This window comes from Candidatus Uhrbacteria bacterium (genome assembly GCA_016699205.1).
Classification (GTDB): Bacteria; Patescibacteriota; Patescibacteriia; order 2-12-FULL-60-25; family 2-12-FULL-60-25; genus CAIXDN01.
In genome coordinates, this window is record CP064964.1 from 1 (window position 1) to 16,953 (window position 16,953).

At 51.3% G+C, this 16,953-nt stretch carries 16 protein-coding genes and 1 pseudogene; 13 read left to right on the plus strand and 4 right to left on the minus strand.

The window, feature by feature from the left end:
• Positions 1-160 precede the first annotated feature (160 nt).
• Positions 161-901 (minus strand): hypothetical protein, encoded by a 741-nt coding sequence (locus IPH19_00005; GenBank protein QQR60846.1) that lies wholly within the window; start codon positions 899-901, stop codon positions 161-163.
• Between the two features lie 158 nt (positions 902-1,059).
• Between IPH19_00005 and IPH19_00010 the strand changes: the two genes are divergently transcribed.
• Positions 1,060-1,434: a TfoX/Sxy family protein gene (locus tag IPH19_00010; protein QQR60847.1), complete on the plus strand. Its 375-nt coding sequence runs from the start codon at positions 1,060-1,062 to the stop codon at positions 1,432-1,434.
• Between the two features lie 2 nt (positions 1,435-1,436).
• On the opposite strand, the gene IPH19_00015 is transcribed toward IPH19_00010, so the two are convergent.
• A complete protein-coding gene (locus tag IPH19_00015) occupies positions 1,437-1,961 on the minus strand; it encodes an NUDIX hydrolase (GenBank protein QQR60848.1) in 525 nt (174 codons plus the stop codon).
• Positions 1,962-2,030: 69 nt separating this feature from the next.
• On the opposite strand from IPH19_00015, the gene IPH19_00020 reads away from it, so the two are divergent.
• From IPH19_00020 to IPH19_00035, 4 genes and pseudogenes are all read left to right on the plus strand, one after another.
• Complete coding sequence (locus IPH19_00020) at positions 2,031-3,017, plus strand: hypothetical protein (GenBank protein ID QQR60849.1); 987 nt, start codon at positions 2,031-2,033, stop codon at positions 3,015-3,017.
• 36 nt (positions 3,018-3,053) lie between these two features.
• Positions 3,054-5,603 (plus strand): annotated as a pseudogene (gene uvrA / locus IPH19_00025) (excinuclease ABC subunit UvrA).
• Positions 5,600-6,880, plus strand: a complete 1,281-nt coding sequence (locus IPH19_00030; protein ID QQR60850.1) for an excinuclease ABC subunit UvrC — start codon at positions 5,600-5,602, stop codon at positions 6,878-6,880. The pseudogene uvrA and the gene IPH19_00030 overlap by 4 nt, the downstream one beginning before the upstream one ends.
• Before the next feature lie 143 nt (positions 6,881-7,023).
• Positions 7,024-8,070 carry an arginine kinase gene (locus tag IPH19_00035; GenBank protein ID QQR60851.1) on the plus strand — a complete coding sequence of 349 codons (1,047 nt, stop codon included), beginning with the start codon at positions 7,024-7,026 and terminating at the stop codon, positions 8,068-8,070.
• 70 nt (positions 8,071-8,140) lie between these two features.
• On the opposite strand, the gene IPH19_00040 is transcribed toward IPH19_00035, so the two are convergent.
• Positions 8,141-8,857 carry a hypothetical protein gene (locus tag IPH19_00040; protein QQR60852.1) on the minus strand — a complete coding sequence of 239 codons (717 nt, stop codon included), beginning with the start codon at positions 8,855-8,857 and terminating at the stop codon, positions 8,141-8,143.
• 173 nt (positions 8,858-9,030) lie between these two features.
• Between IPH19_00040 and IPH19_00045 the strand changes: the two genes are divergently transcribed.
• The 7 genes from IPH19_00045 (at position 9,031) to IPH19_00075 (ending at position 15,315) form a co-directional block, all read left to right on the plus strand.
• Entirely contained in the window at positions 9,031-9,444 is a 414-nt protein-coding gene (locus IPH19_00045) for a hypothetical protein (protein ID QQR60853.1), read from the plus strand.
• A gap of 335 nt (positions 9,445-9,779) precedes the next feature.
• Entirely contained in the window at positions 9,780-10,241 is a 462-nt protein-coding gene (locus tag IPH19_00050) for a hypothetical protein (GenBank protein QQR60854.1), read from the plus strand.
• Between the two features lie 165 nt (positions 10,242-10,406).
• Positions 10,407-10,838 (plus strand): division/cell wall cluster transcriptional repressor MraZ, encoded by a 432-nt coding sequence (gene mraZ / locus IPH19_00055; GenBank protein ID QQR60855.1) that lies wholly within the window; start codon positions 10,407-10,409, stop codon positions 10,836-10,838.
• Entirely contained in the window at positions 10,835-11,728 is an 894-nt protein-coding gene (gene rsmH, locus IPH19_00060) for a 16S rRNA (cytosine(1402)-N(4))-methyltransferase RsmH (GenBank protein QQR60856.1), read from the plus strand. Before mraZ ends, rsmH begins: the two co-directional genes overlap by 4 nt.
• A gap of 5 nt (positions 11,729-11,733) precedes the next feature.
• Positions 11,734-12,099, plus strand: a complete 366-nt coding sequence (locus IPH19_00065) for a hypothetical protein (GenBank protein QQR60857.1) — start codon at positions 11,734-11,736, stop codon at positions 12,097-12,099.
• A gap of 131 nt (positions 12,100-12,230) precedes the next feature.
• The gene (locus tag IPH19_00070; protein QQR60858.1) at positions 12,231-12,611 is read left to right on the plus strand and encodes a hypothetical protein; all 381 of its coding nucleotides are present in this window, start codon (positions 12,231-12,233) and stop codon (positions 12,609-12,611) included.
• A 1-nt stretch (position 12,612) separates the two neighbouring features.
• Positions 12,613-15,315: an ATP-dependent Clp protease ATP-binding subunit gene (locus tag IPH19_00075; protein ID QQR60859.1), complete on the plus strand. Its 2,703-nt coding sequence runs from the start codon at positions 12,613-12,615 to the stop codon at positions 15,313-15,315.
• 34 nt (positions 15,316-15,349) lie between these two features.
• Here IPH19_00075 and IPH19_00080 read toward each other — a convergent pair whose 3' ends face one another.
• On the minus strand, positions 15,350-15,874 hold the full coding sequence (locus IPH19_00080; GenBank protein QQR60860.1) for a hypothetical protein: 525 nt from the start codon (positions 15,872-15,874) through the stop codon (positions 15,350-15,352).
• A gap of 65 nt (positions 15,875-15,939) precedes the next feature.
• Here IPH19_00080 and IPH19_00085 point away from each other — a divergent pair, with 65 nt between their 5' ends.
• Positions 15,940-16,953 carry an undecaprenyl/decaprenyl-phosphate alpha-N-acetylglucosaminyl 1-phosphate transferase gene (locus IPH19_00085; GenBank protein ID QQR60861.1) on the plus strand — a complete coding sequence of 338 codons (1,014 nt, stop codon included), beginning with the start codon at positions 15,940-15,942 and terminating at the stop codon, positions 16,951-16,953.

Consider the following 16,953-nt stretch of genomic DNA (forward strand, 5'->3'; position numbering starts at 1 on the left):
GTAAGGGCTCTTTTTTTATGTATTGAAATTTCAGCTTTTCGTCCTTGGGAAATCCCTGGACTCATCAGTGCCGATTGTATCGACAGAAGCTGGGGATGCGGTAAGGCATTCCCATTGAAGTGATAACCCTGCTTACCCAGGGTGGCGATATCGTCGCCGGTCAGTAGGCGAAGTCGTACCCCGGGTGCTCGTTGCCGAGCACGCGGGTGGCGACACGCCAGAGCGTCGTTGCGGCTCCGCAGTATCCGTCCGAGAAGCGCGAGGTGCGTCCGTAGACGAATGCGCGCTTCAGCGTCTGGAAGTATGCTCCGAAGAACGCCTTCTCGCTGACGCCGTCGTTGTTCACCGTGTCGATGATCGAGCTCGCGGCCTTGTTGAGGTCGAAGAACTCGATCAGACTCGTGCGGCCACCGTCGGTCGCGATTTTCCATCCGAGCGCAGTCCGTAGATCCGGAGCCGACTCGTAGTCGAAGTCGCCGTCGCAGTCGATGACCCCGATGCTGGCGCCGTCCTTCTCGACGATGACCATGAGGGCCATGTCTGTCATGGCGACGCCCAGCCGCTTGGCCAAGCCTCGGTATCGGAGACCGCAGAGGTCGGTCAGGAGCATCTGCTCCTGACCGAGCCTGGTCTTGCGATCGTTGCCGACGAGAACGCCGGTGACCTCGATGTCCTCGAGATTGAGGCGCTCGAGGTTGGCGCGGATCACGTGCGGCGTCAGCGCGTCTGCCTCCCAGTAGAGGGAATGCGCCTCGGTCTCGAGGGCCTTGTAGTCGGGGTGCTTCTGAGCGTCCCCGAGGTTGATGCCGTGCTCACGCGCGATCTGGTCGCGCATGGCGTACGCGCGATCGGATGCGATCTTGGCAGCCGACTGCTTCTCGAAGAACTTTTCGACGGTCATGGCAACTCCTTGTAGTTGGTTGTTATGGAGCTTGTCATCCAGTGCTTTTGAGTACCAAATGCACTGAATTAACATCAGAATATAGCATAAAATATCGGTTTTGTCAAGATTTCGTAGCATTATTTATTTTTCGCTACCAATCCGTGTATTATGCCGGAATGCCATCAACTCATGCTACGTTTGTTCAATACGTTGCAGAAGATGTTTTGTCGGAATTGGAAGTGAAAACCAAGCGTATGTTTGGTGGGCACGGCTTTTATCATGCTGGCAAGATGTTTGGACTTGAAGCAAATGGAAAGATCTATTTTAAAGTCGATGATGATACGAGACCGGATTACGAAGCGATGGAAAGCCAACCGTTTCAGTATTCGGCAAAAGATCGCAAAGCGGTAACGATGTCGTATTGGATGGTTCCGGAGGAAGTGTTGGAGGATCGCGAGAAATCCGTGGCTTGGGCGAGAAAGGCGATTGGTGTCGCCGAGAAGGCAAAAACAAAAAAGCCCCGACGCACCGCAGAGCGGGGCCAGGGCTAGAGTCAGCGTTGCGCGCACCATGCCTTGTACATGGTCCAGGCTCCGAGCGCCTCAAAGGTCGTACGACCCGAGAGGATGATCTCATTCCATTCGGAGATGTCGATCCAGTGATGCGTCAGACCATGCTCGCTCGTTTCGAGATCGGGTTTACCGGTGTCGATCGGATCGTGGCAGGTGAAGACATGGTCGTAGGTGCAGCCGAGAACCCAGGCTTTGCCGACATACTCGACCGTTTCTGCTGCGTGGCCCGTTTCCTCACGCAGCTCGCGAATCGCAGCTTGTGCGTGGGTTTCTCCGGCGTTGAGCGTGCCTGCGGGGAATTCGACCAGACGCACATCGGCTCTGTGGCGATCCTGCTTGACGACGAGGAGCTTGCGGTCGCGTTCGCAGATGACGATAGCGCCATCGGGGCGTTCGCGTGCATAGTAGTCGATCTCGGAACCGTTGGGGAGGCGGACGCGATCGTGCAGGACACGAAAGAACGGATTTTGATGGATGATCTTACTAGAAAGAATTACGGATTTCATTCCAAAACCTCCGCGTCTGAAATTAGCAGGGTTTGGCCTAATCGGCAACGGTACTGATAGACTGTGCGCATGAAGAAGATTTTGATGGTTTCCGGTCTCGCGTTGGCGCTTCTTGGGGCTGGATGTTCTACTGAGTCGCCTGCGTTTTTGGATCAAACCCAGTATGGCGTCAGTTTGACTCCCGAGGCTTTTGACGGAACTTCTTTTGAACGATTCATGGCGATGGTTCCGGAGGCTGGCGGCGTACTTAGCTGGGCAGGCGAGGGGACAGAGTTGGCGGCGGAGAAAAATGCTGGAGCGGTTGTGCTTGGTTTGGCGAGACAGAGAGCATGGTTCCCGGTGATTGTAACGGGTGCGAAAACATCGATCGTGAATGATGCCCAGAAACTCGCTGCGCTTCAGAAGACGCTTGTTGATTTTGCCAAACGTGAACAGCCGCCGTATCTCGCGATTGGAAATGAGATTAATTTTTCTTATCAGGGCGATAAAGAGCGTGATGCGATGGTGAATTTTTTTAAGGATACGTATCGCAAAGTGAAACAGGTGAGTCCGCAGACGCGCGTATTTCCCATATTCCAACTTGAATGGATGAAAGGTTTGAAAGGAGGATTGTTTGGCGGAAAGGATGATGCGGCCTCCGCTGAATGGGATTTGCTCAACCGATTCCCGGATGCGGATCTTGTCGCGTTTACTTCTTATCCGAGTTTAGCGTTCAAGAGTCCGGCTGATGTACCGGCGGATTATTATTCGGAAATCGCTAAACATACCAATAAGCGTGTTGCGTTTACAGAAATCGGTTGGTTTCGAGTGGGACCGCAAGCAGCTGGATGGGAGAGTTCGCCAGAGGAGCAGGCGGAGTTTGTGCGACGTGTGCCGGCATTGATTGAATCGGCCAATCCGATCTTTGTGATTTGGCCATTTCTTTTTGATCAAATGATCGGTCCGCCGTTTGAGCATATGGGTTTATTGCCGCCGACTTCATCGACAACGCCTGGTTGGGAAGCGTGGAAAGAGATCGCTGCGCCGAGCCTCGACAACTTGGACGAGCAACGGTAAAGTTCAGCCAGCCTTCCGGGGCCGATTTTTCTGTCTATGCAAGATAAAATAGTGATTCGCGGAGCACGCGAACATAACCTCAAAAACATTTCGTTGGAGCTGCCTCGCAACAAAATGATCGTGTTTACAGGCTTGTCCGGTTCCGGCAAGTCGTCCTTGGCTTTTGATACGATTTTTGCAGAAGGCCAGCGCCGATATGTGGAGTCGCTTTCATCGTATGCGCGACAATTTTTGGGACAGATGGATAAACCGGATGTGGATGAAATCGAGGGATTGAGCCCGGCGATTTCTATCGATCAAAAGGCGCACTCGGCCAACCCGCGCTCTACGGTCGCCACGATTACGGAGATTTACGACTATCTGCGTGTTTTGTATGCGCGTGTCGGTAAGCCGCATTGTCCTATTTGCCGCAAGCCGATCCGTAAGATGACCATTGATGAAATGGTTGATCGTGTTTTGAAGCGCACGGATGAAATTCATCGCACAACGCCGGTTGGAGGAAAGGCTCCCAAGTTTACCAATGAGGTGACGGTGATGGCGCCAGTTGTTCGCGGACGCAAGGGTGAATATAGCCAGTTGATGCAGGATTTGTTTGAAGCCGGATTTATCGATGTACGCGTGAATGGCAAGATGTATAGCTTGCGCGATCGTATTCCGTTGTCACGTTACAAACAGCACAATATTGAAGTGGTGATCGACCGCGTGCCGATTGCTTGGCCAGTAGAAGGAAATAAACAGTTACAGTCGCGTTTGAATGAAGCGATCGAGATGGCGATTGATCGATCTGAAGATAACGTGATGGTTATTTTGGATGATGGATCGGAATTGCTCATGTCCGCACGTTTTTCTTGTCCGGATGACGGTTTTGCGTTTCCGGAGATCGAGCCGCGTTTGTTTTCGTTCAACTCGCCGTATGGCGCTTGTCCGACGTGTAATGGTTTAGGAACCAAGGATCTTTGGTCGGAGGAAACATGCGAGGCTTGTCACGGAAATCGTTTGCGAACGGAATCGTTGTTTGTTTGGTTGGGAGATAACAAGAATATCGTCGATGTTTCCGCGATGCCGATTACGGATGCGGCGGATTTCTTTTTGGGACTGCCGATTAACAAAACGGAAGAAAAGATCGCCTAGCCGATTATGCGCGAGATTGTAGCGCGACTTTCTTTTTTGCTTGATGTTGGACTTGAATATCTGACATTGAATAGAACGGCAGGAACATTGTCCGGTGGTGAAGCACAGCGCATTCGATTGGCTTCGCAAATCGGTTCGCGTCTTGTCGGTGCTTTGTATGTGCTCGATGAACCGACGATTGGATTGCATCAGCGCGATAACCAGCGATTGGTTGATACGCTGACGAAGCTTCGTGATATCGGAAATACGATTATCGTTGTCGAACATGATGAAGATACGATTCGCGCTTCCGATTATTTGGTCGACATTGGTCCGGGGGCCGGAAAGCATGGTGGTCATATTGTTGCGGAGGGACCGATGCCAAAGGTTTTGCAGAATAAGGATAGCGTCACTTGTGCCTATTTGCGCGGCGACAAAGTGATCCCGATGCCAAATAAGCGTCGTGAGCCAGCCAAGGAACACATCACGATTCACGGAGCAACGGAAAATAATTTGAAAGACGTAACAGTGAAGATTCCGCTGCGTCGTTTTGTGTGTGTGACGGGAGTTTCAGGCTCGGGTAAGTCGACACTGACTATCGATGTTTTGTATCGCGAGTTAGCGCGCAAGCTGAATGGATCGACGGTGAAAGCGGGAAAGCATGGCGGTGTTGATGGTATTGATTGGCTGGATAAGGTTGTTGACGTTGACCAGAGCGCGATCGGTCGTACGCCGCGTTCTAACCCGGCAACATATACAGGAATCTGGAATCATGTTCGTGAGATTTTTACATTGACACCGGAAGCTCGTGTGCGCGGCTACAAGGTCGGACGATTCTCGTTTAACGTTCCTGGCGGTCGATGCGAACATTGTGAAGGAAATGGCCAACTCGCCATTGAGATGCACTTTTTGCCGACGGTGTATGTGCCTTGTGATATTTGTAAGGGACGACGTTTCAATCGTGAAACGCTTGAGGTGAAATACAAGGATAAGAATATTCACCAGATTCTCTCGATGACGGTTGAGGAAGGCGCGAAATTCTTCCGCGATGTTCCGCCGATTTATGATCGTTTGAAGATTATGGAGGAGGTTGGTTTGGCGTATATCACGCTTGGACAATCAGCGACGACATTGTCCGGTGGTGAGGCGCAGCGTATTAAATTATCGACGGAACTCGCCAAGCGCGATACGGGAAAGACATTCTATTTGTTGGATGAGCCGACCACGGGTCTTCACTTTGAGGATATTCGAAAATTACTGGAGGTGTTACATCGTCTTGTGGCGCGTGGAAATACGGTGATGGTGATCGAGCACAACCTCGACGTGATCAAGAATGCGGATTGGATTATTGATATGGGACCGGAAGGCGGTGATAAGGGAGGTAAAGTCATTGCGCAGGGAACGCCGGAGGATGTGGCCAAGTCGCCGAAGAGTTTTACGGGGAAGTATTTGAAGGAGGTTTTGAAAAAGAGATGATCCCAACCCAAATCAAAATCAAGAATGGCGAGTTGCCATCAAATCCGGGCGTTTACATCATGAAGAACGCCAAGGGAACGGTTTTGTATGTGGGAAAGGCGGTTTCACTTAAGCGTCGGGTGCAGCAGCATTTTGATCGACCGCATGGTCCGCAGATTCCGGAGATGACCAAGCAGGTTACGGAGATTGATTATATCGAAAAACCGACGGCGCTTGAGGCGCTTGTGCTTGAGGCGAACCTGATCAAGCATTTTTGGCCTAAGTACAACGTGATGCAGAAAGATAATAAGTCTTTCATGTATTTGGGAATTACGGATGAGGATTTTCCGCGGCCGCTTCTTGTGCGCGGAACAGATCTCGATGATGAGACGGCAAAGAAATATAAAGTGGTGTTTGGACCGTATACGTCGTCACGCTCGTTGAAGGCGGCGATGGATTTGGTACGCAAGGCTTTTCCGTGGTCGACTTGTATTCCAGGACAGAAGCGAGCGTGTTTTTATCATCATTTGAAATTGTGTCCGGGAGTTTGTGTTGATGCGGTTGATAAAAAAGTTTATCAGAAGACGATTCGGGATTTGATCCGCTTCTTTGAAGGTAAGAAGGAAGATATTTTGAAAGATTATAAGAAACAGATGACGAAGCTTGCGAAAGAAAAGAGATTCGAGGAGGCTGCGGAAATTCGTAATAAAGTCTATTTCCTCGAACACATTCAAGATGTGGCGGTATTGCGGCGAGATGATGAGCAAGTCGATCGCATCAAGCCGGGTGAGGGGATGGCGGTGAATTTGTTTGGACGTATCGAGGGATATGATATTTCAAATATTTCTGGTACATCGCAAGTTGCCTCGATGGTCGTGTTTGAAAATGGCGCGCCTGCAAAAGCGGAATATCGAAAGTTTAAGATTAAATCAGTGGAAGGGCCGAATGATGTCGCATCGATGAGGGAGACGTTGATGCGTCGATTCAAGCATGACGAGTGGCGCATGCCGGATTTGATTTTGATCGACGGGGGTTTGCCTCAGGTGCACGCCGCCGAAGAAGTGATGCATCATTTGAATATCCAGATACCGGTCGTCGGTATCGCCAAAGGAGCGCAACGAAAGAGGAACGATATTATTTGTTCGCAAGTCTCAATCGAGCTATGCGAGTTGTGTCGTAAGTATGTCGATTTGTTGGCGCAGGTGAGGGATGAGGCGCATCGATTTGCGATTACGTTCCATAAATCTGTCCGTAGCAGAGCCTTTTTAGGTAAAACAGGGAAACGAACTGGTAAATAGGTTGGCTGGCGCTGGAGGGGTTGACAAGAATCATTGAATTTGAGCCAAAAGAGCCTAAACTGTCAGGGCCCCATTTTTTGGGTTCTGAAAGGTTTTTACTCATGCAGACACAGGCTCATCCCTCCAACGGTCACTCCTCTCCTATGTCCGATTCCCCGTCCCTCAACCCCCAGATGCTGATGCTGAAGCACCTCGCGGCGCTCGATCAGCGAACCCGCCACGAGCTTCTCCAGAAGCGCACCTCGTCCAACTTCACGCTGGGCATGGCGGTCATCAGCGGCACGCTGAACCTCGACTCCGGAGTCGGCGCCTACGCCGGCGACGCCGAGGCGTACGACATGTTCGAGCCGTTCTTCGGCCCGCTCATCGCCGAGTATCACGGGTTCTCGGGGAACCACGTGACGGATTTCGACGTGACCAAGATCCCGACCGATCCGGTCGATCCGACGGGGGAGGCCATCGTCTCGACGCGCATCCGCGTGGGCCGCAACCTCAAGAACTACCCGCTCGCGCCGATGATCTCCAAGGAGCAGCGCCTCGAGATCATGGAGCGCGCCGCGGCGACGTTCAAGGAGAAGTTCACGGGCGACCTCGCCGGCGACTTCTACCCGCTCGAGGGCATGGACGAGAACGTCCGTCAGCAGCTCGTGAACGATCACTTCCTGTTCAAGCAGGGTGACCGCTTCCTCGAGGTCGTCGGTGCGAACCACGACTGGCCGTCCGGTCGCGGCATCTTCCACAACGCCGACAAGACGGCGCTCGTGTGGACCAACGAGGAGGACCAGTTCCGCATCATCTCGATGCAGAAGGGCGGAGACATCCGCCAGGTCTTCGATCGTCTCGCCCGCATGGTGGCGATCCTGAACGATGCCCTGCCCTTTGCGTACCACGAGAAGTACGGCGCGATCACCTCGTGTCCGACCAACCTCGGCACCGCGATGCGCGCGTCGGTCCACGTGAAGCTCCCGTTCGTGAGCGCACGTCCCGACTTCAAGCAGCTCGCCCAGGACCTCAAGCTCTCGATCCGTGGCATCCACGGCGAGCACTCCGAGTCCGAGGGCGGTGTCTACGACATCTCCAACAAGCGCCGCTTGGGCGTCTCGGAGGTCGAGGCCGTGCTCACGATGTACGAGGGTATCAAGCGCCTGCTCGAGATCGAGCGCGAGATGTCGGCCAAGGCGGCTGCCTAGATCGCATGAGAGAGACCTTCCGGTCTCTGCCGAGCCCTTCCTGCGAAAGCGGGGAGGGCTCTTTCGTTTTTTAGAGACGTTCGTACAGAGCTTTGAAGATGTGTTTGATGAACTTTGCAAAAGCCGGGTTTTGAATTTCTAGAACTGATTCAGAATTGTAATCCAAAAAAAGCGTTGTATCGCCGTAGATGTAAGCGTTCACGTTGTGATCAAAGGGATCTTTTCCACCCAGAATTTTTACAGCTCGCTCAAGTTTAGGTGTGTATGTCGGTGCTAAAGCTGCATTCGTGATAACAAAATGCTCCGGCTTAATTTGTGCATCGGCTTTTAAGTATTTCTCGGTTAAATACTTTTTCCAATCAGATTTTGGGTTGCGTGAAGAGAAGCGGTAATAGATGTCGCCCTTCTTGAGGCTCGTGATAAATCGGTCTAAGGCATCTCTTACCGCAGGACGACCATGGTTGATTCGGATATCAGGACGGGTTGATTGGGTGGCTGACATGGATTCAAGTTCTGGCAGGATTTCTTGAAGCGTGCGAGTGCGTTGCTCGGTGATATTGCTCAATACACTTGGATCGCTAGCGACAAAGAGTTTGCGTTTACCTTTACGGGATTCTTGAAGAAGTCCCGCTGATACCAAAGAGGGGATGGCTTTATAGATATTTACGCGATGCAAGCCTGTGCGTCGGGAAATTTCCGCGATTGCGGCTGGGCCATCAGCTAACAAAGCGAGATAGATCTCGGCCTGTTCTTTGGGCAAACCGATCTCGATGAGTTTATTTAACATAATTGTCAATATATATGACACTTTTTATTATGTCAATTTTGCCAATGTTTATAGTATTAATAGGCGTATATTTATCTATAAACATGACACAAATGATCATTATTTATACATAAAATTAAGTATTTGCGTTAGGTTGTTGGTGCGAGCACATAACGTTCGCAAGGAGTATGAACATGATCCAGAATCTCATTGCTTTGCCTGTAGCGCGCGACTGGCGCGAACTGCTTTCTGTTTGCAAGTTTGCAGAGGTCGATCCGTACTTGGAGGCTCTCTGTTTGCGCGTAGCTACGGCGGCGGCTGCGAGTCAGGTCGGCTCGTATCGTTCGCGGGGAGTCATGACGCTCGCGGAAGTCGTCATCGAGATTCGCGCGAGTGGTTGGAACGCGGGAGGTATCCTGGAGCTGTTGGCCGTATGTTCTGTCGATGAGAATCTCTCGGAAGTCATCGCGCCTGATTCTGTGTTCGAACACGCCGAGTATGGTCCGCTGATTCCGTATGTGACCAAGCGTCGTGGCCAGCGCGTGCTGGTTCTCGAGCCGCTTACGGCGCAGATCTCGGATTCGATCCAGGTCTTGGTCATTCAGTAGGTTCTGCGAGCCCTTCCTGTGAAAGCGGGGAGGGCTTCTTTGTTTTTTTAATTAACAAAAACACCCCCGATGTCGGGGGTGTTTTTGTTTGGTGGCTTGGCGCTTAGGAATTGACACTCCGTAAATTCAAGATAATATTCCCTGCTTTGTTCGTCAAGCCTTCTCATGCGCGCCGGCGAGGGGGATTCGAACCCCTTCGTCATGGAGTGTCAATTCCTGACGAGCACCTCGCCACCGGCACGCTTTATACTCCGTTCACTTTTTTGAAGGATTTGTCAAGGGTGGATATCGCGAAAAGACAAGTTTCGGGGGGGGGGTGATATAATGCGGCGTATATGAATGAAACGTTTACGCAAAAGGTTATTGTAGCGCTGCTTATTATTTTAGTGGCGTTATCGGGTGTGAGCATGTATGTCATGAATGCGCAGCTTAGATCCATAACGCAATTACTCCAGACATCCTCTAGTTCAAGTTTGCAGCAAGCCTGTGTTACATCTGGCGGAGAATTACAAAATGGTACTTGTGTTTGTGAGAGAGATTACGTTCTTGAGAACGGCATGTGTATGGGTCAGGATGGAATGACGCAAAAGGAGTTGAATGAAGTGAAGATTGGGCAGGAGAAGTTGATGAAACAAACGGCTTGTTTGGACTCGGGTGGAAGTTTTACAAACGGAAGTTGTGATTGTGGAGATGAGTATACTCTTGAGAATGGGGAGTGTGTTGGAGCTATTGGTGGGACGAAAAAAGAAATCGAAGAAAGTAAGGTTAATCAGGAACGTTTGTTAAATAGTCGTTAAGTGGGAAACAGAGTTACCCACATAGGAACGTAAAACGAACAAAAAATGCGCTGTAACAAGCGCATTTTTTAGTTGTTCACTAACTTTGACCAATGTTGCTTTGTGGCATAGAATGGATTGCAGTGGGATGAAGTGGAAAATTCTCTTCACCCGCAATCCGTTCCTATGTTCATCGGTGAGTATCATCACACGCTTGATGAAAAAGGCCGGATGAGTGTTCCGGTCAAGTTTCGTGCATCCCTGGCGGAAGGTGCCGTGGTTACACGCGGACTTGATCGATCGTTGTTCCTTTATCCCAAGAGCGAGTGGCAAACACTTGCCGAAAAGCTGGCGTCCTTGCCGTTTGGCCAGGCTGACACCCGCGCTTTTGCCCGCTTAATGCTGGCTGGCGCGATGGAAGTCGAGGTCGACAAATCCGGACGCGTGCTTCTTCCGGAATACCTGCGTGAATACGCCGCCCTCGACAAGTCTGTCGTGGTCGCGGGTCTGTATAACCGTTTGGAAATTTGGGATGAGGCTACGTGGAAGGAGTACTCGGCTAAAACCGAGTCCGAGGGCAATGCTATCGCCGAACGTCTTCAAAACCTCGGCGTATGAACCAGACTGTCCACATTCCCGTGATGCTCGAGGAAACCATGCTTGGTCTCGAGGTACGGCCGGGCGGTATCTGGGTCGATGGTACGCTCGGCGGCGGTTCGCATACGCGGGCCCTGCTCGAACGCTCTGCTCCAGATGGCATCGTGTATTCATTCGACGTCGATCCCAAGGCGCTGGAACGCGCCAAGGAATCGCTCAAGTCGTTTGGAGATCGATTCCAGCCGGTGGAAGCCAACTTTCGTCATCTCGACGATCGATTGGCGGAGCGCGGCGTCATGAGTGTTGATGGAATCCTGCTTGATCTCGGCGTCTCCTCCGACGAGATCGCAGATCCTTCCAAAGGACTTTCGTTCATGACAGAAGGTCCGCTCGATATGCGACTCGGTCCCAAGGCGAATGAAGACGGTCTCACGGCCGCCGACATCGTCAACACATGGAAGCCTAACGAGATCGAACAGCTGATCAGAGAATTTGGAGAGGAGAAGTTTGCCAAGCGTATCGTCGACGCGATTGTGTCAGCGCGAAAATCGCATCGCATCACGCGCACGACGGAGCTGGCGGGAATCATCAAGCAGGCGGTACCGGCAGGGTATGAGCGCGGTCGGATTCATCCGGCTACGCGAACATTCCAAGCCTTACGCATCGCCGTGAATGATGAGATCGAGGCGCTTAAAGAAGCGATCGATGGAAGTCATCGGATACTCGCGGCAGGCGGAAGTCTCGCGATCATCTCCTTTCACTCGTTGGAAGACCGCATCGTTAAAACGGCTTTCAAGGACAAGGAACGCTGGGAACCGCTCACGAAGAGACCGCAGGAAGCAACAGAGGCAGAGATTAGTAAGAATCCAAGATCGCGCAGTGCAAAAGTTCGTGTCGCAAAAAAGAAATAAAAAACATGGCCCGCTCAAACATCACCACGCTTAGACAACCGCATCTTGCGCTGGGTTTGTCATTGGCTCCTGGACGCAAACTTGAAAAAGCTGCTCGTAATGCTTGGGTTGGCGTTTTCCTCGTTTTGTCTTTTTTGACCATGGCTGTGCACGTGTATCAGATGAACAAGTCCGCAACGAAGGGTTATACGTTGCGTGAGCAGGAACAGCGTCTGGAGAAATTGAAAGCGACGGTTGCCCAGCTGGAAGATAATGCCGCAAAGAATCAGGCTTTGCGTACGATTGAGGAACGTGTGAAAGGATTGGGCTATGTCCCGGTCGATCGCATGGAATTTCTTGACGTGTCGCGAGGTTCTTACGCCGTGCGTTAGCGCCTCGAGCCGCGATTCCAAAAATCATTTGGAAGCGCAGCCCGGTGCGGTTCGCTTGTCCCCGTTGCCGGCTAAAAGTGATCCTCCCCACTCGCGTGCAGGGAGGATCTCTTGTTTGCTATACTTTTCCCATGTCGATGCCCGTGGTTGGCTTGATCCGCTTGTTCCTGTCCGAAACGCTCGGAAGCCTGATTCGTTTTCCATTTTGGTGGTATACGGAGGGTTTGATGGAAGCAGCGCGCTGGTGTGCTCGAGGCCTTCACTATCGATGGGAAAGCGCGGGGCTGGTTGTCTGGATGCGTAACTTTTTTGTTCCGATGTATGGCCAGCATGATTTGGCTGGGCGATTGGTGAGCGTGGTGATGCGTTTTGTGGTGCTGATCGGCAGGTTAATTGGCTTGCTGGTCGAGGCGATCGGATATGGTCTTCTTTTATTTGTTTGGGTTTTGCTGCCGGCCGTGTCCTTGATCCTGCTTATTGATGCTTTGTTCCGTAATGTGATTGGTAGCTGATATGGAACAATATACTCCGAGTCTTTGTCCGGTTTGCGGCGGCGATGCGCGTGCATCGGTTGGCTGCAAAGCTTGTCGTGGAGCTGGCGTGAGTTTATCGACGGAACGCGGGCAGTTGGTTTGGCTTGAAAAAGTCGATAGCGGAACTTTTGCCGTGCGAACGGCGCGACGGACTGCGCATGGAATTTTGCATGCGATTATCGGCATCGCGATTTTGGCTTGTTTTGTTTGGTTTGGAATCGGTATTTGGCAGGCTGGTGATGTGATGGCGCTGACTACGGTTGAATTTTGGTTTGGAGGCAGCTTGGCGCCGATCGGATTGTGGCTTGGATTGTTTTTGCTTTCATTTTTGGTTTTTCGTCTGCGCGTTTATAACGATACGGCCCGCATTCTTCCGAATTGGGGAAAGCCAACTCACGCGACACGCGACACGCGACATGCTTCATTGGGCGACGCGAGAAGCGTGTCGCATGAGGCGAGAGAAGTTTCTCCGTATTTCACGGAAGCGGCATGGGAGCTTTTGCAGAGAGCGTATGATTTGTCGCAGAAGATTGGAAAGTCGGAGATTCGTGCCGTGCATCTTTTCGCGGCAGCTCTCGGAACAACGGCCGGCGGTATTTTTCTTACAAGACTTGGACTTGATTTTGATAAAATTCGCGATGGACTGGCGCAGCTTGTAAATGAAGGGCCGACTGGTGCGCCGCCTGCGTTGACCTTGGAAGCCAAGAGTGTGTTGTTAGAAGCGGCGGCTGATGCAGAGGCTTCTGGTAGAAAACATGTTGGTACGATCGAGATTTTTTTGCGAGCCTTTGAAATCGACGCAAGAATTCAGAATGTGCTGGATGCAGCCGGTTATCCGCCGCGCCATGTACGTCATGTCGCGGAGTGGATTGGTACGCAGGAGTCGCTTAAGGAAGAACATGATCGATTTGTAATGTTGGCCTCACTGAAGCCGGCTGGCGTGATGAATCGTGCAATGACAGCTCAGCAGACGCCTTATTTGGATCGATTTAGCGAGGATCTGACGCAACTGGCACGCCAAGGTTATGTTGCGCCTTTGGTTGGGCGTGAGCGCGAGATGCAGGAGTTGCTGCGTGGAATCGAGAGCGGTCGACGTTCGGTGGCTTTGGTTGGAGAAGCGGGGAGCGGTAAAGGTGCTTTGATCGATGGTTTGGCAAGAAGAATGGTGGAGGAGGATGTGCCGCCGGAATTATTTGATCGACGTCTGGTATCGATCCATGTGTCGCAGGTTTTGGCGGCAGGTGATCCATCTTTGGCTCCGCAGCGATTGCTATCGATGTTGAATGAGGTCGCGATTTCCGGAAATATTATTTTGGTCATGCATGGCATCGAGGCTTTGGTTGGAGCGGGGAGCGGAAATATGGATTTAGCGGAAACGCTCGCATCGGAAATTGATAAGGGCTATTGCTTGGTGATCGCGACAACGACTCCGCAAGCTTGGACATCGTATTTGGAGCGTCGATCGTTGGGGCAGAAGCTGATCAAGGTAGAGGTGCCGGAGCTGGATCAGGATAATGCGATACGCGTGTTGATGGCGAAAGGCGGTTATGTGGAATATCAGAATAAGGTTTTCTTTACGTATGCGGCATTGGAGAAAGCCGTTTCTCTTGCCGGAAGATATTTGCGCGAGGTGAAGCTGCCTGAGTCAGCGTTGAATGTTTTGACCGAGTCGGCAGTGCTTGCAAGACGTGAGCGTGGTGAAGGAGCGATGGTTTCTGCGGAAGATGTGGCGCGGGTTATTCAGGATAAGGCGCATGTGCCGGTTGAGGCGGTGACGCGTGATGAAGGGGATAAGCTGCTTCAGCTTGAGGAACATTTACATACGCGCGTTGTCGGCCAAGAAGAGGCGGTGAAAGCTGTTTCACAGGCGATGCGTCGTGCGCGTGCGGATATGCGCTCCGGAAATCGTCCGATCGCGAACTTTTTGTTTCTTGGACCGACGGGTGTTGGAAAGACGGAACTCGCCAAAGCTTTGGCTGGTGAATATTTTGGTAGCGAGTCGATGATGATTCGACTGGACATGTCCGAGTATCAGACGCCTTCATCGATTGCGAGAATTATTGGCGAGCCGGGGGATAATCGGGGAGGATTGTTGACGGAAGCAGTGAGAAAGCAGCCGTTTTCTATTGTGTTGCTGGATGAATTGGAAAAAGCGCATCCGGATATCCTGACATTGTTTTTGCAGGTAATGGATGATGGGCGTTTGACGGATGGTGTTGGTCGTACGGTTGATTTTACGAATGTCGTCTTGATCGCTACTTCAAATGCTGGAACGGAATTCATTCAGACGGAGGTGCAGAACAAGACGCCAATCGAACGTATTAAGACGGCGCTTCTTGAGCGCGAGTTGAAAGGTATTTTTCGTCCAGAGTTTCTTAACCGTTTTGATGACGTGATTGTCTTTAAGCCGTTGACACTGGATGATGTAACGCAGATCGCTTGGCTGTTGTTGAATGGCGTGGGCAAGCGTTTGCAAGAAAAGGGTATTAACTTCCGTGCGGAAGATGGGGCTGTTGAAGAGCTTGCAAGAACAGGATTTGATCCGATTTTTGGAGCCAGACCATTGCGTCGTGTGATTCAAGAACGTGTAGAAAATCAATTGGCAGATTTACTTCTTCGCAATGCCGTGAAGCGCACGCAGACCGTTGTATTGAAAGCGGATGGGAGTTTGGGGGTTGAATAAAACAAACACCCCGACCGCGTAAGCAATCAGGGGGTTAGTCAGAGTCGATGTTGATGCAGCCAGGTTTGAGTTGTTTGCGTGCCGCCTCATCGAGCAGGTGATCGGCTTCGCTGAAATTGTACCCGGTAAATGCACCGACAGCTCCGTATTCAACAAAGATGGAGAGATCCATTTCCGTCGGCGCCGTTACATGGATAATGATCGGCGTCCCTTTTGCAAAGTAACGCTCGATTTCCTGGAAAAGGGCATCAAGATCGCAGAATTCGTCGACGCCGACGATGAGCGTATTTACGATGACTCCGCGAATGTGCTCGTTGAGCTTTTCGTAGACGGTCGTATCGAGGCTGAGACCAGCGTAGGCTCGGTCTTTGCGGCCGGCATCAGATCGGCGCAGCGTGTCTTCAACGCGTTTGTGTAGATGCGTTGCGACGGCGCGAGCGATAGCGAGACTGTTGGGGTAATAGAGCTGCACCACGAATCGCGGGTCGATTGGCGGGTGCACTCCCGAGCTTTTAGGGCCGCTCGGTGGCCGGACGGTCGAGCGATCGTCGTTGGCCATAGTGACCTCCAGAAAAATTGCACCACCCACGCATTTATTTGTCAATCGAGTTCTAACATGAAATCATGCAGTTAATGAGCTTGGTTGAGCTGATTTTTATTGGATTTGGCTTTGGGGCGATTAGCCTCATTGCAACGTTTGTTGTTCGTTATTTTGCGCTGAAAATTGGTATCGTTGATCATCCAAAAGGAGGTAGAAAAATTCATGAGAGACCAATTGCTTTGTGGGGCGGGCTTGGGATCGCGGTTTCGATCATAGCTGGAGCGCTTTTCTTTCTGCCGCAGACCATGCCGATCTTTGGTTTTGTGGGCGGGATAGTAATTCTGTTAATCGGAGGAATGCTCGATGATAAATATGACTTGCACCCGCGATTACAAATTTTGTTTCCCATTGCTGCATCCATTCTTGTTGTCGTAACGGGAACCCGGATTACACATGTCACAAATTGGGCGGATGGAAGTGCCTTTTATCTACCATGGACAGCTTTGCCGACCATCGCTTGGATGTTGATCGTGACATATGCAACAAAATTGATGGATGGCGTTGATGGATTGGTTACGGGTCAGGTCGTGATTGGGAGTTTTTTGATCGCGAGTTTGGCGACCGGAAAGTTTTTCCAACCGGAAGTGGCGTTGCTCGCGGTTATTGTCGGAGGTGCATATCTTGGTTTTTTGCCTTTCAATTTTCATCCGGCGAAACAATTTCTAGGTGAGTCGGGAAGTACGATTGCGGGATTTTGTCTTGGATTTTTGTCGATTGTCGGAAGTGCTAAGTTGGCGACAGGTTTGATGGCGCTTGGTTTGCCATTGGTGGATGCGTCGCTGGTGATTACGGGACGCATGTTGCGCGGCGTATCGCCGTTTAGGGGAGATAAGACGCATTTGCATTTCAAACTGCTGGATGCGGGATTATCGCAGCGGCAAGTGGTGATGGTGATGTGGGGGCTTTCACTATTGTGCGGTTTGCTGGCATTATCGTTACAGACGCGTGGAAAAGTGGCAGTTTTTTTCTTTCTTGTCGTAGCAACGGGAGGGCTTTCATTCATTGCGGGGAAATACGCGCGTAAATCATCGAACTAA

Coding starts and splice junctions, on each gene's coding strand:
- IPH19_00005 (QQR60846.1), bottom strand. CDS start 901: ATGACCGTCGAAAAGTTCTTCGAGAAGCAGTCGGCTGCCAAGATCGCA.
- IPH19_00010 (QQR60847.1), top strand. CDS start 1,060: ATGCCATCAACTCATGCTACGTTTGTTCAATACGTTGCAGAAGATGTT.
- IPH19_00015 (QQR60848.1), bottom strand. CDS start 1,961: ATGAAATCCGTAATTCTTTCTAGTAAGATCATCCATCAAAATCCGTTC.
- IPH19_00020 (QQR60849.1), top strand. CDS start 2,031: ATGAAGAAGATTTTGATGGTTTCCGGTCTCGCGTTGGCGCTTCTTGGG.
- IPH19_00030 (QQR60850.1), top strand. CDS start 5,600: ATGATCCCAACCCAAATCAAAATCAAGAATGGCGAGTTGCCATCAAAT.
- IPH19_00035 (QQR60851.1), top strand. CDS start 7,024: ATGTCCGATTCCCCGTCCCTCAACCCCCAGATGCTGATGCTGAAGCAC.
- IPH19_00040 (QQR60852.1), bottom strand. CDS start 8,857: ATGTTAAATAAACTCATCGAGATCGGTTTGCCCAAAGAACAGGCCGAG.
- IPH19_00045 (QQR60853.1), top strand. CDS start 9,031: ATGATCCAGAATCTCATTGCTTTGCCTGTAGCGCGCGACTGGCGCGAA.
- IPH19_00050 (QQR60854.1), top strand. CDS start 9,780: ATGAATGAAACGTTTACGCAAAAGGTTATTGTAGCGCTGCTTATTATT.
- mraZ (QQR60855.1), top strand. CDS start 10,407: ATGTTCATCGGTGAGTATCATCACACGCTTGATGAAAAAGGCCGGATG.
- rsmH (QQR60856.1), top strand. CDS start 10,835: ATGAACCAGACTGTCCACATTCCCGTGATGCTCGAGGAAACCATGCTT.
- IPH19_00065 (QQR60857.1), top strand. CDS start 11,734: ATGGCCCGCTCAAACATCACCACGCTTAGACAACCGCATCTTGCGCTG.
- IPH19_00070 (QQR60858.1), top strand. CDS start 12,231: ATGTCGATGCCCGTGGTTGGCTTGATCCGCTTGTTCCTGTCCGAAACG.
- IPH19_00075 (QQR60859.1), top strand. CDS start 12,613: ATGGAACAATATACTCCGAGTCTTTGTCCGGTTTGCGGCGGCGATGCG.
- IPH19_00080 (QQR60860.1), bottom strand. CDS start 15,874: ATGGCCAACGACGATCGCTCGACCGTCCGGCCACCGAGCGGCCCTAAA.
- IPH19_00085 (QQR60861.1), top strand. CDS start 15,940: ATGCAGTTAATGAGCTTGGTTGAGCTGATTTTTATTGGATTTGGCTTT.